The following is a 20,596-nucleotide window of genomic DNA, read 5'->3' as shown; positions in this document are numbered from 1 at the left end:
CACCTCGGTGCGGGCCTTGCCGGCATCGCCTGTGGCCGTGTTCGTCCTGGTCAGGTGTACGACCCTCCAGGCGATTCCGCAGGGCGAGTACCAGCGCAACGACTACGGCCGCTCAGCGCCGACCCCCGGTTCTGGAACCCGATGCCCCCATTGGCGTGCCCCCGCCCCCTGTGCCAGGTCCGTCCCCCGGACCGCAGAGACCCGAACTATGGCTTATCCGCCCGTGTTGTGGGTGCCGATGCCGAAAACCACTCCATGGGCAGCGTGACGTCGTCATGCCCCAGATCGCGGAGTCGCGCCTGTCGGGAATTCGAGCGGTTCGAGCACGGGAGGCGCACGCTGCCTGCCTCAGGCCCGCGGACTCCGGCCCGACCTGCGTTCCTGCGGCCAGGGACACATCGAGGTTCGGTCGCCGAACAGTGAGTTCCCGGTGCTGACCTGGCCTTCCGACGGGAGCCGTGGTGAGGCTGGCTGATGTGTCCAGGGTACGGGGCCTTCCGTCAAGTCGTCGGCGTCTCCTCGTCGGTGGTGACGAAGACCCGCACGTCCCAGGGGCCCAGGCCGGCCTCCGCGCCCGCGGGGACGGTGACGGGGCCGAGTACATCGGACAGGGGGACCGGGGCCGTCACGCGCGTCGGCTCCCAGCTCCAGTTGTGGATCACGTGTACGCGGCGTCCGTCGGGAGACGTCCCGGTGGTCGCCGTGACGGAGGGCGGGAGGTCTCGCCACCCGCTGCGCGGGGAAGGCGTCAGCCACTCGGCCAGGGTGCGGGCGAGGTCCCGGCCGGGCACGGTGCCGACGTACGTGACGCGGCCCTCCCCATGGGCGCGGGTGGTGACGGCGGGCCAGCGGCCGAAGTGCGGGTGCTCGTAGACGGCGAGGACGTCGGCGTCGGCGACCGTCAGGCCGTCGGCCCAGTGGGTCGCCGTCGCGGTGTCCGGCAGCCGGAGTGGACTGCCGGGCACGGCGCGGACCGGGAGGGCGTGGGGGAGGTTGCTGAATTCGTCGTACGACACTCCCGCGGCGCCGGTGAGGCGGGCGGGGGCCGGCACCTGCCGGGCCCGGGCCTCGTGGTCGGCGTAGCCGGTGCGGGGGCCGAGGACCAGGTGGCCGCCGGCGTGGGCGTAGGCGGCGAACCAGTCGAGCGTGCTGTCGTCGGCGAGGTAGAGGCCGGGGACTACGAGGACGGGGTGGCGGCGGACGGCCTCATCGGGCGTCAGGCCCGCCCGGTTCCCGCGCGGGTCGTGCAGCCGGCGGGCGTGCACGATGCGGACCTGGCGGCCGGCGTCGAAGGCACCGCGGTAGAAGGGGTCGAGGATGCGGTGGTAGGCGGCCGGGTCCGGTTCGCCGCCGGGGGCCGCGAGCGGCGGGTACTTCTGCATGAGCCACTTGCTGGGGGTGGAGTAGACGATCGTGATGTCGGCGTCCGGTTCGAGACCGGCGACGAGCGGACCGGCGGCCTCGAACTCCGCTCCCAGCGCTGCCAGTTCACGGTACGTGCGGCCGGGCCGGCCGCTGTGCGGCAGAACTCCGCCCCAGTAGGTCTCCGCGCCGAAGCGCAGGGTCTGCCACTGCCAGTACTCGATCATGCGGGCCCCGCGGCCGACGAGAGCCCAGGCGGCCTGGCGCCACTGGCCGTCGTAGGCGGGGCGGTTGTCCCACGGGAAGCCGATGGAGGACGCGTTGGTCTCGGTGACCAGGAAGGGCTCCTGTCGTGAGGAGAACATCCAGTCGGCGCTCTGGTAGAGCGCCCACAGACCGGTCGACATCCACATCTGCTCGTGGTCGTCGGGCGTCGGGTCGGGGAGCAGGAGACCGTCCTGCATGGCGTAGTACGGGTTGCCGGCGGCGACGTCGAGGCGCTCGGTGAGTTCGTCGTCCTCGACGGCGGGGCGCGTATAGGAGATGCAGGTGGTGACGAACTGTCCGGGCCGGGCGTACTCGCGGACGAGGTCGGCCTGCCAGCCGATGAACTCGGAGCACTCGCGGGCCTGGAACTCCCGCCAGGCGACGTCGTACTGAGGCTGCGCGTTGCCGTCCGGGGTCCACAGGTCGGCCCAGGTGGACAGCCGGTGGGACCAGTAGACCAGGCCCCACTCGCGGTTGAGGGTCTCGACGTCGCCGTACCTGGCGCGCAGGTGGTCGGTGAAGCGCTGGAAGACGCCGTGGTTGTGGAAGAGCTCCAGCCCCGGTTCGTTGTCGACCTGGAAGCCGATGACCGCCGGGTGACCGGCGTACCGGGCGACGACCCTGCGGATCACCCGCTCGGCGTGGAAGCGGAAGGCGGGGTGGGTGAAGTCGGCCTCCTGGCGGGCGCCCCAGCCGATGCGCTCGCCGGTGCGCCGCTCGCCGGTGATCTCGGGGTACTGGCGGGCCAGCCACGGCGGCACTGCGTAGGTGGGGGTGCCGAGGATGACGGAGATGCCGCGCTCGTGGGCGCCGTCCAGCACCGGCTGGAGCCAGTCGAGTTCGAAGCGGCCGTTCTCGGGCTCCCAGGTCGACCAGACCGACTCGCCGACCCGGATCACGGTGAAGCGGGCATCGGCCATCAGGTCGAGGTCGGTCTTCAGCTGCTCGTCGGGCCGTACGTCCGGGCCGTACGTGGGCTGGTACTCGTGGTAGTAGGCAGCGCCGAACAGCACGCGAGCGGGCAGATCCGCCATGGACAAACCTCCGTAGGGTAGGGGGAGTTACTGCTTGACGCCGCCGGTGGCCAACCCGCTCTGCCAGTACCGCTGGAGCAGGAGGAAGGCCGCGACGAGCGGAACGATCGAGATCAGGGAGCCGGTCACGACGAGGGCGAGCATGTCGCTGCTGGCTCCGGCGCCGCCGTTCTGGGCCTGGGCGGCCCACGAGGAGAGCCCGACCGTGATGGGGTACAGGTTCGGGTCGTTGAGCATGATCAGCGGCAGGAAGTAGTTGTTCCAGGTGGCGACGAGCGTGAACAGCACGACGGTCACCAGGCCGGGTGCCAGCAGCCGCAGCGCGATGGTGCAGAAGATCCGGGCCTCTCCGGCGCCGTCCATGCGGGCGGCCTCGACCAGGCTGTCGGGGACGGCGTCCTCGGCGTAGATCCGCATGAGGTAGAGGCCGAACGGGCTGATGAGGGAGGGCAGGATGACGGCCCAGGGCGTGTTGACCAGGCCGGCCTTGGCGAACAGCAGGTAGGTGGGGATGGCCAGCGCGGTGGTCGGGATCATGATGGCGCCGAGGACGAGGTTGAAGGCGGCGCCGTGGCCGCGGAAGCGGTACTTGGCGAAGCCGTAGCCGGCCGCGGCCGCGAGCAGCGCGGCGCCGACCGCGCTCACCCCCGCGTACAGGACGGTGTTGAGCAGCCAGCGGCCGAAGACACCGTCGTCCTGGCCGAAGGTGGCCTTGACGTTCGACAGCAGCTGCGGGGCGTCGGAGAACCACAGGCCGAAGCTGTTGAAGAGGTCCTGGGTGCTCTTGGTGGAGGCGATGAACAGCCAGCACAGCGGCAGCAGGAAGTACGCCAGGACGGCCAGCATCGCGATCGTGAGCGGGGTGCTGCGCCGGTGGACCGACGGGCGGCGTCGCAGCCCGGCCGCGGCGGGCGGCCGCCTCGACTTCGCGGGGGTGGTGGCCGCGGGGGTCACGGTGCTCACGAGGTCCTCCTGCGGTTCGCCGTGAGCAGGAAGGCGTACGACACGATCACGATGACCAGCCCGAGGATGAAGGACACCGTGGCCGCGTAGTTGGTCTGCTGGCTGATGAAGGCGACGGAGTAGGCGTACAGGTTGGCGGTGTAGGAGCTGTCGATGACGTCCGGTGCGACCTTCATCAGCAGGTTCGGCTCGTTGAACAGCTGGAAGCTGCCGATCACCGAGAACAACAGGGTGAGGGTCAACGCCGGGCGGAGCGCGGGGAGTTTGATGGACCAGGCGATCCGCCAGGCCCCGGCGCCGTCCATGGCAGCGGCCTCGTAGAGCCCGGCGGGGACGGTGCGCAGGGCCGCGTACAGGATGATCATGTTGTAGCCGACGAACTCCCAGGTCACGATGTTCGCGAGGCTGCCGAGCATCCAGCTGTCGCTGAGGAGGTGCGGGGCCGGCAGGTGGAGGCCGTGGCTGATCTGGGCGAAGGGGCCGAAGTCCGGGCCGTACAGGTAACCCCACATGAGGGCGGCGATCACGCTGGGGACGGCGTACGGCACGAAGATGCCGAGCCGGATGACCCGGGCGAGCCGCAGCATGCCGCTGTCCAGCGCGAGCGCGAACACCAGGGCCAGCAGCAGCATCACGGGGACCTGGATGACGAAGAACAGCGCCACGCGCCCGATGCCCTTGAGGAGAAGCGGGTCCTCCAGGGCCGTCACGTAGTTGTCCAGGCCGACGAAGGTCGAGCCGCCGATCAGCCGCTCCTGGAAGAGGCTCAGGTACGCGGCGTAGCCGAGCGGGGCGAGGAAGAGCAGCAGGAACAGCGCCATGAACGGGGCGATGAACAGGGCTCCCGCAGTGCCGTGACCGCTGCGGGCAGGCGGGGTGGTGGCCATCGTCAGCCTCCCTTGACCGTGAAGCCCTGGCTCTTGGCGAAGGTCGTGATGCGCGACTGCCAGGAACCGAGCGCGCGGACGGTGTCGGACTTGTCGGCGAGGGACTTGCCGACGGTCTCGGTCCAGTCCGTGGCCACCCGGTCGAGGAAAGGCGGCCACTGGAAGGAGGGGTCGACCTCGGTGCTGATGTCCGCGAAGACCTGGTTGACCTTCTGGCCGCCGTAGAAGTCGGGCGCCTCCTCGAGGAAGGAGCGATCGGCGAGCAGCGCCTTGGTGGCCGGGAAGAAGAACTGCTCGGTGGCGAACATCCTGGCGCTGGCGGGGTCGCTGTTGAGGAACTGCGCGAACACCGCTGCCGCGACCGGGTTCTTGGTGGAACGGATGACCGCGGTGGTGGAGCCGCCCCAGTTGCCTGCACTGGGCTCGGCGGCGTCCCACTGCGGGAGCGGGGCCACCCGCCACTTGCCGGCGGTGGCCTTGGCGGAGCCGGAGAGGAAGGCCGGGCCCCAGGCCCCGGTGAGCCAGGTGGCGTACTTGCCCTTGTTGAGCGCGGCGTACCAGCCGTCGGTGAAGTCCGGCTCGACGCCGATCACATCCCCCTTGGCGAGGGCGCCCCAGTACTCGCCGAGCTTCCTGGAGACCGCGTCGTCGACGCCGACGGTGATGTCGCTCCTGCCCGAGGTCACGTACGGCTTGCCGCCCGCCTGCCAGAGCAGCCCGTGCCAGGCGGCGGGCTGGTTGGCCGCCAGGTTGGTGAGGTAGACGTCCGGGTCGGCCTTGTGCAGCTTGCGCGCCGCGGCGGCGAACTCGTCCCAGGTCGTCGGGACGTGAATGCCGTGCTTGTCGAAGATGTCCTTGCGGTACAGCATGCCCATCGGGCCGGTGTCCTGCGGGATCGCCCACACCTCGCCGCCGCTGCCGCTGACCTGGCCCCAGGTCCAGTCCACGAAGCGCGACTTGAGCGCGGAGGCGCCGTAAGGCCGCAGGTCCAGCAGGCTGTTGGTGACCGTGAACGTCGGAATGGCCTGGAACTCCAGCTGCACCATGTCCGGGGCACCGCTGCCGGCCTTCAACGCCGTGCGCAGCTTGGTGTACTGGGGCGTGCCCTGACCTGCGTTGACGACCTTGACCTTGACGGCCGGGTACTTCTCCTCGAAGAGGGCGACCTCCTTGTCGATGTTCGGGACCCAGGTCCAGAACGTCAGCTCGGTGGGGGTCTTCATGGCCTTGTCGATGTCGGCCCGGCTGACCGGCTTGGCCGGGGAACCGCCGGTGGAGCCGCCGTCGCCGCCGCACGCGGTGAGGGTCGCGGCCAGGGACAGCGCGCCGGTGGCGGCGAGGAAGCCTCGACGGGTCAGAGGCGACGGAGAGGGGCCGGTGAAGGGTCCGGACATGGTGAACTCCTGCAGAAGGGTGTGAGAGACCGGCACACCGGACGACGGCGTGCTGGATTCGGGTGGGTGAGGCGATGGGTGCGGCGTGACGGGCGAGGCAGGGAGGGCGGGTCCTGTCAGGGGAGGCGCCCTCCCCGCCGGCTCTGGCCCGCGCCCGTCATGCGTGCCGGGGACGGGGGCTGAGGAGGGTCACGCCGGTAGGTGTGCGAGAGGGGGCGGCGGCCGTCGCGGGGCCTGTTCGAGGCCCGGGGATCGGTCCTGCACGCTGCCGGGGAGGCGGGGCGGCGCCGGTGGCGGTGTGGGCGCGGGTGCCGCGGGCTTGGAGTGCGCCGGGGCGGCGCTCGGGCGCCGGTGGCGGTGTCGAGGGGTGCGGGTGGCCGTGGTGTGGGTTGCTGGGGTGTGGGCGGCTCTCCGTTCGTGGGTGGGACCGTGCGCGGTCGGGTGCGGGGGTGCGGGGGTGCGTACGGTCGGTGTCGGGTGCGGAGGTGCGGGGCGGCTGCGTGCGGTCAGGCGCGGGGGGAGCGTGCGGGCCGGGTGCCGCTCGCTGCCCTGCGGGGGCGCGGGGGCGCGGACGCCGAGGAGCGGACGACGAGTTCGACCGGTGGGTCGGTCATCGGCAGCGGGTCGGCCTGCGGGCTCTCGATGGCGTGCACCAGGAGTTTCAGCCCGTCCTGCGCCATGGCGTCGAACGGCTGGCGCACCGTGGTCAGCGGCGGGGTCACGTAGGCGGCGAGCGGGATGTCGTCGAAGCCGACCACGCTGACGTCCTCCGGCACCCGCCGCCCGGCTTCCGCCAGCGCGCGGATCAGGCCGATGGCCATGTCGTCGTTGGCGGCGAACACCGCGGTCACGCCGGGGTCGGCGGCCAGCTCCCGGCCGGCCGCGTAGCCCGAGGCGGCCGACCAGTCGCCCTGGACGACCGGCGGCTGAGCCCGGCCGTGCGCGGTGAGCGCCGAGCGCCATCCGTCGAGGCGGTCCCGGGCCGAGTACCAGCGCTGTGGGCCGGCCAGGTGGTGGACGGTGGTGTGGCCCAGCTCCAGCAGGTGCTCGGTGGCGGCCCGTGCCATCTGGCCGGAGACGATCCCGGCGGTCACCACGTGGGCGGTGGCGAAGGGCGGAGGTGCGCCGAGGACCAGGACCGGCACGTCGACCTTGGCGGAGAGATCCGCACCGTCCTCCTCTTCGATGGGCTCGGAGATGACGATGCCGTCCACGCCCTGGTCGAGGAGCGAGTCCACGGCCCCGGCGATGCCCGCCGTGTCGCCTTCCACGGTGTTGACGACACGGAGGGCGTAGCCGTTGTCCCGTACGGCACGCTCGACGCCCATGAGCAGCGAGGCCGGACCGTACAGGGCGGTGCCGAGCGTCACCACGCCGATGGACCTGGTGCGGCCGGAGGCCAGGGCGCGGGCCGCGTTGTTCGAGCGGTAGCCGAGTTCGTCGGCGGCCGCCAGGACGCGACGGCGCACGTCGGCGGAGACGTAGGGCTCGTCGTTCATGACCCGGGACACCGTCTTCTGCGACACGCCGGCCAGACGTGCCACGTCCACGCTGCGCGGTGCGGCCCCCGCGCCGCGCCCTGCCCCTGGTGTCATGGTGTCTCCCGATCGTCGGCAGTCGAATCCTAGTGCCAGTCCGGCGTATGACTGCGCTGTCATGACTGCGCAGTCATATCTACGCAACGGGGCGGGGCGCGTCAAGACCTCGCGCAATATCTTTGTGATCCGCTCCTGTGCGCAAGGGGGGAGCGGGTGTGGGCGCGCTGCGGTGTGTGGTGGGCGCGGGGAGCGTCAAGTTCCCGCGGAGCAGCGGAGCGGAGAGGAAAGCGGCGCCGCCTCCGGATCATCCGCTTCCGAACACCACTCCTGCAGAGACGTCGTCGGCAAGGACGTCGGTGAAGGCACCGACACCGCTGTGCCCCCCGGCGTCAGTGGCGGGGGAGTGGACCATGGAGCGCCCCGGGGTCGGATCCCGGTCGGCCGCGTGGTGCTGCACGGCAGGCCCAGACGCTGGAGAGGCCCGGAAACTCCGGGGTAGGGGGTGGTGTCCGCACCGGTGGTGGGTAGCTCATAGTGGACTGGTTCATGCCATCGATTCCTTCAGGAACGGATATCTGTGACGACTGCTGCCAGTGAGCCTTCCGCCGAGCGTGTCCCCGGCCGCGTCTGGACGGTCCGCTTGACCGGACATGCCGACCGGACGGCCACGGTCACCTGCACCACCGCGGCCTGCCGGATGCCGCCCCGCTCCAAGGACCTGGCCGGCCTTCGAGCGTTCGCCGCTCAACACGCCGCCGCGCATGCGCGAGTGGCCACCGTCCATGCCAACGCCTGGTGCCACTGCGGCTCGTCGCAGTGCGCCGCCCACCCGGACACGCCCGCCCACTGCGCGGGCGGGGTGGCGCTGGTCCTGCAGCACGATCCCGTCGTCGGACGCGTGTGGACGCTGTCAGAGGTCTGCGAGACATGCGCTCCGCTGATCCCCCACGCCCGCGTCCTCGCCCGAGCCGCCCGGTCCCCACGGGTGAACCAGCGGCAGGACGGACGGGAGCCGGTGGCCCAGGTACCGCTGCCGGCGCGGCCAGGCATCCCCGGTGGCTTCTCCTCACCCACCGCCCAGCCCGCCGAGGGTCAGGCGCGCCCGGCCCGCCGCCCACGCCGCACCTCACGCCCCGCCCAGCGCCGCGCCACGGGTCGCTGACCAAGCGCCCAGGACACCAGCGCGTCGCGGTGACGCTCGACGTCCTGCCGGGCGACACGGATGCCTTCCGACGCGACGAACCTCTTGGCCCTGCGGGTCGGACCGGCCGGGGCGACCGGGACGGGCGATACGGAAGTGGCCGCCATCATGGCGTCGGAGTCTACCGGCCTGGCCTGGTAGCGCCTTTGGACACAACCGAGTGCGAGACCGGGCCGTCTGCAGACCGGGGGAGTGCGTGGCTGCGCCCGTGCCACCTGGACACCCGTCATCTGACGGCCGGCCCTTGCCGCGATCGGCGTCCACGGCTCCAAACGTGCTCCCCGCATGTTGTGCTCGGGCGCATGGTCCAGGGCCCGTCGAAGTCCTGAGCATGAGGCACGCGACTCTTCCGGGCGATCGCTCTCACCATCGCGGTCGTCGTCCTCCTGCCACTTGCCGCCCTGCCGCGGTCGGCCCTTGCCGCATCCTCCAACTGGGACGGCACTGGGGCAGGTCGCGCCGGGCGTGGGCCAGTCGGCCGCCAAGGTGCGCTTCGCCGACTACAACGGTGACGGGAAGACCGACTACCTGGTCGTCTACGACAACGGCCCGGTGGACGCGTGGCTGAACACCCGCACAGCCCAACGGGCCGTGTGGGGCCGTATCACCAACGGAACAGGCGAAGCGGGACTGGGTGACCTGATCACGTTCGCCGACGTGAGCGGCGACGTCCGGGACGGCTACGTTGCGATCAATAGCGAACATGCAAACCATGAGGACTGGATTGGGATGCGTCCCTCAACAACCATGCAGGTCATGGCCCTCCTCGCCGTTTCTGCCTCGTCGTTCATCCTTTCGTCGCCGTCGTCTTCTGCCGGCAACTGCTACGGCGGATGCTCGGATTTGGACTTCACATCGCCCACGGTGGCCGTCACTGACGCTCTCACCAGGACCAAGAGGTGTCGTGCGTGGTACGACACCTCTTGGTTCGCGCGGGTCGGAGTCGTCGGAGACGGAAGGCCGAACCACCTACGATGCCGGGCCGCCATGTCAGGCCGTTCTCGATCGCGGCGGGGCGTTACCGGTCGTCGGCCTCGGCTGCGCGCCTGTGCTGCGGGTAGGCGCCGGAACCCGGATGGACCTTGTCGATGAGATCGCGGTAGTGCGGGTTACGGGCGATGAACTCGCCCACGACCGGGCAGATGACGGTGATCTTCTTGCCGGTCGGCCGGATCTCGTCCAGCACGCGGGCGATGAGCTCCGTGGCGACCCGGTGGTGGCGGTAGGCGGGGTCGACCCAGGTCGTCAGCAACACGACGCGGCCGCCGACAAACCGGTACGAGAGCTCCGCGATCGCCTCGGGTCCGATGGCCGCGAACCATCGGCTTCGCTCCATGTCGTTGATGACATCAAGCTCCCAGCTCGACCCCACCTGGTCGGGACCTGCCTGGTCCATTGCGGCGATGAGCGTGGCGTTGTTCTCGTCCAGGGCAGCTGCCTCGGCCTCGACGCCCGTCGTCGCTGCTTCACCTTCTCCCCGGGGAAGCCTGAAGGCCTGGTCCATGACCGGCGTGGCCCTCCTCGCTCCCGGGTGCTCGGGGTCGATGAGGTCGGCGTACGCCGGGTTGCGCTCGATGAAGGTGCGCACGATCGGGCACGTGATGGTGACCGTTTTTCCTTGCGCGCGCACGTCGTCCAGGACGTGTCGGATCAGCCTGGTCGCGATCCCACGGTTGCGGAACTCGGGGAACACGGAGGTGGCCAGCAGTACGAGCCGGTTCTCGCCGACGGCCTGGTAGGTCAGCCCTGCCACCTCCGTGTCACCGGCCTTGGCCACGTAGGCACCGGTCTGCTCGTCGTTGACGACGTCGAAGTCGGACGCGAGAGCACGTGGATCGCTGCCGGCATCGTCGACGACGGCGGGATCCTGACCGGTGAGGCCTGGTTCCGCCCTCTCGACGTCGCCGGCGGTCGAGCGGTTCGGCTCGGTTGGGCTGGTCATGCGGATGGTCCTTCGCTGGTTGTGTCCGGGCATGTGCGATGGCTTCATGGGCGAACGGTGATCTCGCCGTTGCCCCGCTCGGCCGGGTCGAAAGCGGAAACGGTGTCGTCGAGGGTGACGACCTGACCGATGTTCGTGCACAGCCGTCCCTCCCGGGCCGCCGGCCGGCGGCGTGTCGGTTCCGATGGCATGGGCGCCGGCCTTGCGGGCGAACTGCGTCGCCATCCCTCGATCGAGTCACTACCTCCACCCTAACTCTAAAGTGGACGTCATGGTCCAGTATCGCAAGGTGGAAGCGCTGCCGAGCGGTGACGGGGGGTCCGGCGCGTGAAGGCGTTCGATCGCTGCCTACCCATTCCCGTCGCGGCACTGATCGGAACCCGACGTGGAAGTGCTGGCGAGCGCAGGGCTGGAGGTGTGTTCGCCGAGGGCGGGATGCGCGCCCGAGTCTGGACTAAACGGTCCCGTTCATGCATGATCGAAGGGCCAGGCGAACCTACGGGGCACACCGCAGCCGTGATGCGGAGAGGGCGCTCCCAGGAGCCGGCAGTCGCAGGGCCGACTGTCACCGCCCACGACAGAAGCCGGTGCGCTGCCTGATTCAGAACGAGAGAAGGACACTGCTCGATGCACGATGTGGCCCCAGTCCCCGGTCGGGATCGTCAGGGCAGAACGTTCGGGCTGGCGTTCCCGTCCGCGGTGCTCTCCCTGGCGGCCGCGTTTGCCGCGGTGGGCTCGACGATCCCCCTGTTCAACGTCTACCGGGCCCAGGACGGGTTCACCAACGCGGGCATCTCGATGACGGTCGTCGCCTACTCCGCCGCGACCATCAGCACGCTGCTGGTACTGGGACGGCTGTCCAACCATGTGGGCCGTCGGCCCGCGGCCCTCGCCAGCCTCGGACTGCTCGTGCTGGGCTGCCTGGTGCTGTTGAACGTGCACCACATAGGCGTCCTGATCGCCGGCCGGATCCTGATGGGCCTGGGTGCCGGGTTGGCCAGCAGCAGCCTCACTGCGTACGTCGTCGACACCGCACCCGCAAGACCGGCCTGGCTGGCCTCCGTCGCGTCCAGCCAGACAGTCATGCTCGGCCTTGCCCTGGGCGCCGTCGCCTCCGGTGCCCTGGTCCAGTTCGGCCCCTGGCCCCGCGACCTCGTCTACCTCGTCTCCGTCGGCCTGCTCCTGCTGTCCATGGTGCTCATCGCCGTCAGCCCGGACACCGTAGCCACCGTCCCCGGCGCGTGGCGATCGTTGAAGCCCACTGTCCGCGTACCGGTCCGGGTCAGGCATCTGCTCGCCGTCACGGCGGCAGTCCTCTTGTCCACCTGGGCCACCGGCGCGTTCTACCAAGCCTTCGTGCCCGCGCTGGTCGAAGACCAGCTCCGCACGCACAGTCCACTCGTCCTGGGCCTGGTGTTCGCCGCCTACATGGCCCCCAGTGCTCTGGGTGCGCCCCTCAGCGGCCGATTCGCCCCGGCGGGAGCCCAACGCATCGGCATGGCGGCCTTCGCGGTCGGCTGGACCGGCATCATCACGGCGATCGCCACCGGTGCACTTCCCTTGTTCATCGCCGCAACTGTCGTCGCCGGGGCCGGTCAGGGCGTTGCCATCAGCGGCACCACCCGCGGCCTGCTGTACGCCAGCAGCCTGACGGACCGGGCACCGATCTTCGCCGTGGTGTATCTCCTCAGCTACAGCGGCGCGACCATTCCCAGCCTGATCTCCGGCCAGCTGTCCCACACCTTCTCGCTGCCGAAGATCGCGCTCGGCTACGGCGCTTTCGCCCTCGTCGCCACCCTGTTCACCGTCATCGCGGCACGCGATCCGCACACCGACACGGCCGGTCGGCCCAGTGAGTGCTCACGGCGGACTCTGCCGTCGCCCTGACGGCATTCGACGCCGGGCAAGGCGGCCGCCTCCACGCGTCAGGAAAGGATCCCCATGAGCGCGGAGAGTGCCTGAGGCCACGCGGCGTCGGAGGGTGTTCCGTAGCCGACGACGAGGGCGTCGCCCATGACGTGCGGGGACTGCGCGTGGCGGTATCGAGACAGGCCGGCCACTTTGAGCCCGTGCCGGGTCGCCGATTGAACGACCTGCTCTTCGGACCCGGGCGGCAGACCGAGAACCGTGTGCAGGCCGGCTGCTGTTCCTGTGACGTGCACATGGGGAGCGTGCTGGGCCAGGGCGGCGACGAGAGATTCGCGCCGATCGCGGTAGCGCCGACGCGCAGCACGTACGTGACGGCCGTAGGCGCCGGAGGTGATGAACTCCGCCATCGTCAGCTGGCTCAGCACCTCGCACGTGTCGATCTGTCCCTTTGCCGCCACGGCTTCCTCGGCCAGCGCGGGCGGCAGCGCCATCCAGGCCAGGCGCAGGCCGGGCACAAGGGTTTTGCTGGCGGTACCCAGATAGACCACGGAGTCCGGAGCGAGTGCCTGGAGCGCTCCGACGGACCGGTGGTCGAACTGGAACTCACCGTCGTAGTCATCGTCCAGGACCAGGCCGCCTGTCCGTCTGGCCCAGTCCACGACAGCGGTCCGGCGATCGCGCTGCAGTGTCGTGCCCAGAGGGAACTGGTGAGCCGGCGTGAGCAGGACCGCATCGGTGCCCTGAGGCGGGACCGGGTCGGTTCCGTGCGGGTCGAAGGAAAGCGGGAGGGTCTCCAGCCCCACGGCTGCCAGCAGGCCACGGTGCCTGTCCGGCCCGTAGGACTCGACGGCGACACTCCGGGCCCGCCGGCCGGCCAGGACCTCGCTCAGGATCCGCAGACCGTGCGAGACACCAGCGCAGATCAGTATGTGTTCCGGACTCGTGTACACGCCCCGGGCTCCTGCCAGATGATCGGCGAGTGCGGCCCGTAGCTCCGGCCGGCCGCGGGGGTCGCCGTAGCCGAACGCGGCGTCGGGAGCCGCGGCCAGGGCCCGGCGTGTGGCCTTCAGCCAGGCTGCACGAGGAAACGCGGTGAGGTCGGGGCTGCCCGGGATCAGGTCGTAGCACGTGTCACCGGACGGTTCGGCAGCTGATCGGCCCGGGGCCGGCCGAGTGATCATCGAATCTGTCACGAGTGTGCCCGAGCCTCCGCGGGCGGTGAGCCATCCCTCCGCGACGAGGTCGCCATAGGCGTTGGCCACGGTGTTGCGGGCAAGCCCGAGGTCGTCGGCGAGCCGACGGGAGGAGGGCAGTCGCGTCCCGGGCGTCAGGCGGCCGCTGCGGACAGCCTCGCGTACGGCGGCGGCGAGCGCGCGGCGCACACCCCCCTCGGCTCGGATCACATCACTTTCGATGGCCTGTCGCAGCCGCGCCGGGTCGGCGGGACCGCGGGCATCAGGAGACTCGACGGGCATGACGACGGTCAGGCCCGGCGGCCGAAGGCCTGCGGATCCACGGGTTGCTCGGAGCTGGGAAGGCCGCGGACCACGAGACGGTAGGAGTCGGTCACGAGCTCCCTCACCAGCTCCTCGTCCACGGTGCCCCCGCCCTCCACCGTGATCCAGTGCCTCTTGTTCATGTGATAGCCGGGGGTGATGTCCTTGTGCCGCTCCCGCAGGGCCGCGGCGTCGTCCGGGTCGGCCTTCAGGATCACGACAGGATGCCCCGGCATCTCGGTCATCAGCATGAATACCTTGCCGCCGACCTTGTAGAGGTCCCAGTCGGGGCCGATGCGGTGCTCCAGGTCGGCGCCGGGCAGGTCAGCGGTGCTGGCGCCCGCGATCTCCTGCAGCTCCTGTCCGTCCATGGTGGTCAACTCCTCGTTCGTCGAGTACCCCGGCCGGCCGGGGCCAAGGTGGTGTTTTCCTCGTCGCCGCACGAACGCGGTGCCCGCACGGCGGCCGCGGTGACGGCAGCCGGTTTCCTGGAATCTGCTCAGGTCCAGAACGTCCCGTCGGCTCTGCCGCAGGCAGCTCCCGCCGACCGGGTTCACGGAGCAGTCGCTCCGCTCACGCAGCGATTCGACGTGCATGGCCGCAGGAGGCCACCCTCTCCAAACGTACCGCAAGTCGACCGCTTTTCGGGACTAAATAGTCCTCTGTTGTCGAGTGGTACTCCGCTTTTGACCGAAGGCTGGGCTGTGCACGGGCGCGGAACGGACTGCGTCGGACTGTGCGGGCGGACGTCCCTCCTGTCGCCGAACCCCGTCCGGACACCCCGTGGCCGCCGGGACGCGGCGGAGGTGCCGGCACCAAAGACGGCGACACGACCGTCCGTGGTGCGGCGCCGGAACTTCTCGGTGCCGCTCCTGCCGTGGACGGCTCAGCGTCCTGAAGGGTCCTCCGCCGGCGAAGCGCCCTGGGCGGGCGCGGCGTAGGCCTTGACGTGGCCGATCGCCATGTCCAGGGCGATCCGCATGGGCTTGACGTCCTGGACCGTCTGGGCGAGGAGGTAGCCCCCCTGCAGGGCGGCCATCAGGCCGGTGGCCAGCTCTTCGGGGTCTGCGTCGGCCCTGAGGACTCCCGAGTCCTTCATTCGCTCGAGCCCGGCCTTGAGCAGTCCCTCCCAGGTGCCGAAGTGCCGGGCGAGCGCCTCGCGTGCCTCTTCGTCCTGGTCGGCCAGCTCGCTGGCGAGGGATCCGAGCGGGCAGCCGTACGCCCCGTTCCGGAGCGCGTTGTGTTCGATCAGCACGTCCCGCCAGCGCTCCAGTCCGCGGAGGGAGTTGAGCCGCTGGAGTAGCTGGTGCTGGCGTTTGAGCAGTTCGGTGGCCTGCAATGCGACGACGTCCCGCACCAGAGCATCCTTGTCGGGGTAGTGGCGGTAGAGCTGGGATTTGCTCGTTCCGCTGGCTGCCCTGACCTCGTCGAGGGTCGTGGCAGACACGCCCCTGACGTACATCATGTCGGCGGCAGCCCTCAGAATGCGCTCCCGGGTTGCCCGCCCGCGCTCGGTCAGCCGGGAGTCGTTTCTGTCGCGCGTCTGTTCCGCCACATGGGCCAGATTACCGCTGCGTACGCTAGCAGGATCAAAAAGGGACCTCAAGGTCCTTTTTTGTGAGAGGTGACTCGCATGGGACTCGATGTGTCCGTGCGCCGGGCGAGGCGGTGCCGGGACAGCCCGCTCGACACGTGTGGCGGCGGAGACAGGCGCACGCCTCGAACCGCGCAGTGGGTTCAGGTGCGGGCGAAGGACGCGATGTGGTCCAGCGCCATGTCCAGCGCGACGGCCATCGGCTCGGAGCTGTGAGCGTTCTGTGCAAGCACGTAACCTCCCTGCAGGGCCGCGAGCAGGCCGGTGCCCAGGCGCTGTGGGTCGGCGTTCTCGGAGAGTACGCCGAGGGCGCGGAGCCGGGTCAGCGTCTCGACGAGCATCCGCTGCCAGGCGTCGAACGACGCGTTGAGCGCTTGCCGGGACTGCTCGTCGTTGTCGGACAGCTCGATCGACATCGCACCCAGCGCGCACCCGTACGAGCCGTCCTGCAACGAGTTGGCCTGGACCAGGGCGTCACGCCAGCGGCGCAGACCAGCGAGGGTCCGCACGCCGCGCAGGTGCTGCTCCTCGCGGGCGAGGACGAACCTCGACTGCACGTCGATCACGGCGTGGATCAGCGCGCGTTTGTCCTCGAAGTGGTTGTACAGCTGCGACTTGCTCGTTCCGCTCGCCAGCCGGACGTCATCGAGCGTGGTGGCGGTGACGCCCCTCACGTAGAACAGCTTGGCTGCCGAATCGACGATGCGCGAGCGGGTCTCCAGGCCGCGGGGCGTGCGGCGGACATCGCTGGTTGCGGACACGGTGTCTCCCTCAGGCACGTTACTCGCTCGTACCGCTCGGCCGTTCGGTGCGTGGCAGGCGGGGCGCCCTCGTTCTCCAGGTGGATCGGTTGTGACACCAATACGACCATAAAGGCCGACCGGTTGGAGATGACGCCGCTGTGATTCTTCACGCGGGTGGCGATGGCGTCGCGGCCTGTGGGCAAGGGCCGGACCTGGCCGGCATCGCCCAGGTCCGTGTCCGCCCGCTGCGGCACCCCGGCGCCCGGGGTCGTACCTCCTTGGGGACGGAGGCGGGCGCCGGAGGCATGCGGGGCCGGCAGGCCTTGTCGTCGTTCCCACTGAGTCTTACCCATAGATGGACTAAATAGTCCACTAAAGAAATCGGAACGGGCCGTGCCGGGCTGGTGCCGGGTCGTCCGATCTCTCGCGATCCGACCGGCGAAGTCGCTCGCCACAACGCTTCATCTGCGGCTTTGACCTGCACATTTAAGAGCCGAGCCCTAGCTCGACCCGCGCGGAGACGACCTGACGGACGCTCCCCTTCCAGGGGAGGGGTTGCGCACCAGATTCTGGTCTGTATAGTCCTTTCTGTGAGGTGCTCGAGGTGGTGGAGAGATCCGGAACCCGGCACCGGAGGAGTCACCGCCCTCAACGGAGGCCACCGGGCGCAAGCGACGCGACCGTCGAGGTCGTGGCGGGCGCAGGAAGAGCCTGCGGTGAAGCTCCGAAGCACAGCGAGTCCGGCTTGGGCTCGACGACTGTTCACACCCCGATCGGAGGTCGATTCACCGTGTCACGACTGAACGTTCCCGCTCCAGAGGATGTGCCTGCCGGTGCGCAGCAGATACTCGGCACCATTGGTGCGCAGCTGGGCTTCGTCCCGAACATGTTCAAGACCCTCTCGTCGAACCCGGCGGTTCTCGAGGTCGTCACGACTCTGCAGGGCACTTTGAGCCGGGTGCTCGACGCGAGGACGCGGCACAGCATCGCCCTGGCCGTTTCGCAGGCCAACGACTGCGGCTACTGCCTTGCGATGCACACCTACGTCGCCACCGAATTCGGCGGCATGTCCCGCGACGACATCGAGCTCGGCAGGGTCGGGAGCTCGGTCGATCCCCGGCGTGCCGCGGCCGCCCGCTTCGCCCAGCAGGTGGTCGAGAGCCGTGGACAGGTCAGCGACACCGACCTCGCGGAGGTGCGGGGCGCCGGATACACCGACGCCCAGATCCTGGCCGTCGTCGCGGTGGCGGTGCAGTTCCTGCTCACCAACTTCATCAACAACGTCAACCGCACCGACCTCGACATCCCCGCCGCCGACTCGGCCGGTACGACCGTGCGCCAGTGAACCCGCGCCCGGAGCCGCCGACCCTGCGCGGAAGTCGTGCGCGGCTCGCTTCATCTCGCCTGTCGAGGCCGACGCGGCGTCAGAAAGCGCCGTGCGGCCGCCGGCACCCCCACTGAGTCAACGATCATTCAGGAAGGCTCGACATGCCGGGCTCCGAACTCTACGAGAAGTTCATGGCGCTGCACACCCGCGACGGTGGCCTCGTCATGCCCAACGCCTGGGACGGCCTCTCGGCGCTGATGCTGGCCGATGCCGGGTTCGAGGCGGTCGCGACCTCGTCCGCGGCGATCGCCGCCACGCTCGGCCGCCTCGACGGGCGGCACGAGGTCACCCGCGAGGAGCACCTTGAGCATGCGCGGCTGCTCGGCAGTCTCACAGGACTGCCCGTCAACGGAGACTTCGAGGACGGATACGGCGACACGCCTCAAGACGTCGCCATGACCGTCGAGGCCGCCGTGGAGTCCGGCCTGGCCGGCATCGGTGTGGAGGACACCTCGGGCGATCCCGCCATGCCGATCCGTGACTTCGACGAAGCGGTCCGTCGGGTGCGCAGCGCTGTCGCCGCGTCGAAGGGACGCATCGTCGTCACCGGCCGCACCGACAACTTCATCCAGGGGCGCCCCGATCTCGACGACACCATCCGGCGTCTGACGGCCTTCGCCGAGGTGGGCGCAGATGTGGTCTACGCGCCGTTCCCACCCGACCTCGACGCGCTCGTCGCGATCGTCACCGCGGTCGCCCCGACTCCGGTCAACGTCCTGGTGTCTCCGTCGGACAAGGTGCTCACCGTCGCCGAACTGCAGCGGGCCGGGGTCAAGCGCATCAGCTTGGGTCCGATGCTCTACGCCCACGCGATGGGGGCGGTCGAGGAAGCCGCGAAGGCCCTTCTCGCGGGCGACCTCGCCTCGGCGACGACAGGCATGGACTTCGCCCGCGTCGGCGAACTGCTCACCCGCGGCAGGAACTGACCCGATCAGCACGAATCACGGACTCTTCGTCTCGTGATCACACAACATGAAGGCAGGATGACATGGACCTCGGCAAGCTCATGAACAAGCACCTCACCAGGTACTTCGACCCCAGCAAGACGATCCCCGACGCGACGCTCCAGGAACTGCTCGGCTTCCTGCGTTCGACGCCGTCCTCGACGAACGTGCAGCCCAACCACTTCTACGTCCTCGCCACGACCGAAGGCAAGGAGCGGCTGGCGGCCAACCTCGGCGAACGGTTCCAGGACAACAGCGAGAAGATCCTGAACGCCTCGCACACCATCATCCTCACCACCAGGGCGGACCTTCCCGAAGGCCACCTCCAGGCCGTGTTCGACAAGGAGCGGTCCGACGGCCGGTTCCCCGACCCGGCGAAGCAGGCGCGGTGGGAATCCATGACCCGCGACTTCCTCAACCTGCGCAACTACGGCTACAAGGACCTGAACCACTGGATGGAGAAGCAGACCTACCTCGCGATGGGTCTGACCATGATGGCGGCCGCTGAGCTCGGCGTCGAAGCCATGCCCCTCGAAGGATTCGACCCCACCAGCGTCGACAAGGCGTTCAAGATCCGCGAGACCGGACACACCACGACCGTGCTGCTGGCCCTCGGCTACCCCGACCCCGCGAAGGTCTACCACAGCCCCATCTCCCGCTTCGAAACCGACCAGCTGTTCACGTTCGTCTGACCGGCCGTCGCCCCCCGCGGGGCCGTCGAACGACTTGGCATGGGGCCGGCCTTGGCAGGCGCCGACGAGCGTCGGGCCGGCCTCGGGCAGCCACGGATCTGGAACAGGTCGGTCGAACCGAGCACGAAGACGAAGATCTACTGTGAAGGCGTGCGGAATGTCCCCCTTCGACACCGCCGCCGGATTTGGGTTTCCGGCCGCCACCCCTGGTCGACCGGACCGACTGAAAGGACGACGATCCACTATGAAGGCGTGCGGTGTGTCCGGGGCGGAGACGGAAGTCGCCCTGCTGGAACTGCCCGAACCGTCATCCCCCGAGCCGGGCCAGATCCTGGTCGCGGTCGAGGCCGCCGGGGTCGGACCGTGGGACGAACTGGAAATCGACGCCCGCTGGGACGTGGGGCTACGCCTCCCGGCCGCGCTGGGAGTGGAGGGCGCAGGCAAGGTGCTGGCCGTCGGCGCGGGTGTCAGCCGGTTCGCGGTGGGCGACCGGGTGCTCGCGCATGAAGCCCCGCTGCCCGGGGGGAGCGGCTTCTGGGCCGAGCGGGTCCTGGTCAACGCGGATCACGCGGCGGCCTGCCCACCGGCCCTGGACGCCGCACACGCCGCGGCGCTGCCGGTCAACGGGCTCACCGCGCTGCAGGCTCTGGAGAAGCTCGACCTCGGCCGAGGACAGCGGCTCCTGATCACCAACGGGGGCGGGGGCACCGGCGCCCTGGCCGTCCAACTCGCCGCGGTCCGGGGCATCGAGGTGACCGCGACCGCGTCTCCCGCCGCCGCGGAGCGCCTGCTCGGGCTGGGAGCGAAGGACGTCGTCGACTACCACGACCCGCACTGGTCGACCGAGGTACGCGGCGGGTTCGACGCCGCCCTCGTCATCGCCGCCGGCACGGCGGTCCAGGCCCTGCCCCTGGTGCGTGACGGCGGCCGGCTGTGCTCCCTGACCTCCGACGCGCCGCCGGAGGAACGAGGCATCACGAGTTGGGACCTCTACATCGAGCCCAACGGCGCGCAGCTCGCGCAGCTGGCCGAGCAAGTCGCGGCGGGAACCCTGGAACTCGCACCGGAACCCCTGCCGCTCAGCGAGGGACCGGCCGCGTTCACCCGGGTGGTTGCCGGACGGGCCGGAGGCAGGAAGGTCGTGCTCATTCCGGCCTGACGCGCCCAGGCACCGGCCGATCCCGGTGCCGGGCCGCAGTGCGCACAGGGCGCGAGCGGCGAGACCGCAGGGGACCGGCGAGGCGAGCGGCCTCCCCACCACTGCCTGCGGCGGGCGGGGGCGG

The 20,596-nt window shown here is 70.0% G+C and carries 17 protein-coding genes; 6 read left to right on the top strand and 11 right to left on the bottom strand.

The features are described from left to right. Positions 1-500: 500 nt before the first annotated feature. The 5 genes from AB0472_RS10285 to AB0472_RS10265 all read right to left on the bottom strand — a co-directional run bounded on the left by AB0472_RS10285 (position 501) and on the right by AB0472_RS10265 (position 7,502). A complete protein-coding gene (locus AB0472_RS10285) occupies positions 501-2,663 on the bottom strand; it encodes a beta-galactosidase (protein ID WP_366355099.1) in 2,163 nt (720 codons plus the stop codon). Between the two features lie 27 nt (positions 2,664-2,690). Then, positions 2,691-3,626, bottom strand: coding sequence for a carbohydrate ABC transporter permease (locus AB0472_RS10280; protein WP_366355097.1), 936 nt, complete (start codon positions 3,624-3,626; stop codon positions 2,691-2,693). Continuing rightward, the gene (locus AB0472_RS10275; RefSeq protein ID WP_366355096.1) at positions 3,623-4,513 is read right to left on the bottom strand and encodes a sugar ABC transporter permease; all 891 of its coding nucleotides are present in this window, start codon (positions 4,511-4,513) and stop codon (positions 3,623-3,625) included. The genes AB0472_RS10280 and AB0472_RS10275 overlap by 4 nt, the downstream gene beginning before the upstream one ends. A gap of 2 nt (positions 4,514-4,515) precedes the next feature. After that, a complete protein-coding gene (locus AB0472_RS10270; protein WP_366355094.1) occupies positions 4,516-5,907 on the bottom strand; it encodes an extracellular solute-binding protein in 1,392 nt (463 codons plus the stop codon). A gap of 506 nt (positions 5,908-6,413) precedes the next feature. Continuing rightward, positions 6,414-7,502 carry a LacI family DNA-binding transcriptional regulator gene (locus AB0472_RS10265; RefSeq protein WP_366355092.1) on the bottom strand — a complete coding sequence of 363 codons (1,089 nt, stop codon included), beginning with the start codon at positions 7,500-7,502 and terminating at the stop codon, positions 6,414-6,416. 583 nt (positions 7,503-8,085) lie between these two features. Between AB0472_RS10265 and AB0472_RS10260 the strand changes: the two genes are divergently transcribed. Next, positions 8,086-8,607 carry a hypothetical protein gene (locus tag AB0472_RS10260; RefSeq protein WP_366355091.1) on the top strand — a complete coding sequence of 174 codons (522 nt, stop codon included), beginning with the start codon at positions 8,086-8,088 and terminating at the stop codon, positions 8,605-8,607. A 1,057-nt stretch (positions 8,608-9,664) separates the two neighbouring features. Here the strand turns inward: AB0472_RS10260 and AB0472_RS10255 are convergent. Both AB0472_RS10255 and AB0472_RS10250 read right to left on the bottom strand, forming a co-directional pair. After that, complete coding sequence (locus AB0472_RS10255) at positions 9,665-10,588, bottom strand: GNAT family N-acetyltransferase (RefSeq protein ID WP_366355089.1); 924 nt, start codon at positions 10,586-10,588, stop codon at positions 9,665-9,667. Positions 10,589-10,632: 44 nt separating this feature from the next. Next, positions 10,633-10,779, bottom strand: a complete 147-nt coding sequence (locus AB0472_RS10250) for a hypothetical protein (RefSeq protein WP_366355087.1) — start codon at positions 10,777-10,779, stop codon at positions 10,633-10,635. Between the two features lie 436 nt (positions 10,780-11,215). Between AB0472_RS10250 and AB0472_RS10245 the strand changes: the two genes are divergently transcribed. Continuing rightward, entirely contained in the window at positions 11,216-12,475 is a 1,260-nt protein-coding gene (locus tag AB0472_RS10245; RefSeq protein ID WP_366355086.1) for an MFS transporter, read from the top strand. Positions 12,476-12,513: 38 nt separating this feature from the next. On the opposite strand, the gene AB0472_RS10240 is transcribed toward AB0472_RS10245, so the two are convergent. The 4 genes from AB0472_RS10240 to AB0472_RS10225 form a co-directional block, all read right to left on the bottom strand. After that, a complete protein-coding gene (locus AB0472_RS10240) occupies positions 12,514-13,860 on the bottom strand; it encodes a PLP-dependent aminotransferase family protein (protein ID WP_366355085.1) in 1,347 nt (448 codons plus the stop codon). Positions 13,861-13,940: 80 nt separating this feature from the next. After that, positions 13,941-14,324, bottom strand: coding sequence for an MmcQ/YjbR family DNA-binding protein (locus tag AB0472_RS10235; RefSeq protein ID WP_366355083.1), 384 nt, complete (start codon positions 14,322-14,324; stop codon positions 13,941-13,943). A gap of 515 nt (positions 14,325-14,839) precedes the next feature. Continuing rightward, a complete protein-coding gene (locus AB0472_RS10230; protein ID WP_366355081.1) occupies positions 14,840-15,508 on the bottom strand; it encodes a TetR/AcrR family transcriptional regulator in 669 nt (222 codons plus the stop codon). 182 nt (positions 15,509-15,690) lie between these two features. Further along, on the bottom strand, positions 15,691-16,308 hold the full coding sequence (locus AB0472_RS10225; RefSeq protein ID WP_360494698.1) for a TetR/AcrR family transcriptional regulator: 618 nt from the start codon (positions 16,306-16,308) through the stop codon (positions 15,691-15,693). 868 nt (positions 16,309-17,176) lie between these two features. Between AB0472_RS10225 and AB0472_RS10220 the strand changes: the two genes are divergently transcribed. The 4 genes from AB0472_RS10220 to AB0472_RS10205 all read left to right on the top strand — a co-directional run bounded on the left by AB0472_RS10220 (position 17,177) and on the right by AB0472_RS10205 (position 20,472). After that, a complete protein-coding gene (locus AB0472_RS10220) occupies positions 17,177-17,635 on the top strand; it encodes a carboxymuconolactone decarboxylase family protein (protein ID WP_366355079.1) in 459 nt (152 codons plus the stop codon). Between the two features lie 143 nt (positions 17,636-17,778). Continuing rightward, positions 17,779-18,603, top strand: coding sequence for an isocitrate lyase/phosphoenolpyruvate mutase family protein (locus AB0472_RS10215; RefSeq protein ID WP_366355077.1), 825 nt, complete (start codon positions 17,779-17,781; stop codon positions 18,601-18,603). Between the two features lie 62 nt (positions 18,604-18,665). Then, a complete protein-coding gene (locus tag AB0472_RS10210; protein WP_366355075.1) occupies positions 18,666-19,313 on the top strand; it encodes a nitroreductase family protein in 648 nt (215 codons plus the stop codon). Between the two features lie 259 nt (positions 19,314-19,572). Continuing rightward, positions 19,573-20,472 carry an NADP-dependent oxidoreductase gene (locus AB0472_RS10205; protein WP_366355073.1) on the top strand — a complete coding sequence of 300 codons (900 nt, stop codon included), beginning with the start codon at positions 19,573-19,575 and terminating at the stop codon, positions 20,470-20,472. Positions 20,473-20,596: the final 124 nt, after the last annotated feature.

The organism is Streptomyces sp. NPDC086777 (genome assembly GCF_040702065.1).
Lineage (GTDB): Bacteria > Actinomycetota > Actinomycetes > Streptomycetales > Streptomycetaceae > Streptomyces.
Note: the sequence above shows the minus strand (reverse complement) of the source record. Positions and strands in the feature narration are given on the sequence as shown.

Coding starts and splice junctions, on each gene's coding strand:
- AB0472_RS10250 (WP_366355087.1), bottom strand. CDS start 10,779: ATGCCATCGGAACCGACACGCCGCCGGCCGGCGGCCCGGGAGGGACGG.
- AB0472_RS10255 (WP_366355089.1), bottom strand. CDS start 10,588: ATGACCAGCCCAACCGAGCCGAACCGCTCGACCGCCGGCGACGTCGAG.
- AB0472_RS10245 (WP_366355086.1), top strand. CDS start 11,216: ATGCACGATGTGGCCCCAGTCCCCGGTCGGGATCGTCAGGGCAGAACG.
- AB0472_RS10265 (WP_366355092.1), bottom strand. CDS start 7,502: ATGACACCAGGGGCAGGGCGCGGCGCGGGGGCCGCACCGCGCAGCGTG.
- AB0472_RS10285 (WP_366355099.1), bottom strand. CDS start 2,663: ATGGCGGATCTGCCCGCTCGCGTGCTGTTCGGCGCTGCCTACTACCAC.
- AB0472_RS10220 (WP_366355079.1), top strand. CDS start 17,177: ATGTTCAAGACCCTCTCGTCGAACCCGGCGGTTCTCGAGGTCGTCACG.
- AB0472_RS10275 (WP_366355096.1), bottom strand. CDS start 4,513: ATGGCCACCACCCCGCCTGCCCGCAGCGGTCACGGCACTGCGGGAGCC.
- AB0472_RS10270 (WP_366355094.1), bottom strand. CDS start 5,907: ATGTCCGGACCCTTCACCGGCCCCTCTCCGTCGCCTCTGACCCGTCGA.
- AB0472_RS10235 (WP_366355083.1), bottom strand. CDS start 14,324: ATGGACGGACAGGAGCTGCAGGAGATCGCGGGCGCCAGCACCGCTGAC.
- AB0472_RS10215 (WP_366355077.1), top strand. CDS start 17,779: ATGCCGGGCTCCGAACTCTACGAGAAGTTCATGGCGCTGCACACCCGC.
- AB0472_RS10210 (WP_366355075.1), top strand. CDS start 18,666: ATGGACCTCGGCAAGCTCATGAACAAGCACCTCACCAGGTACTTCGAC.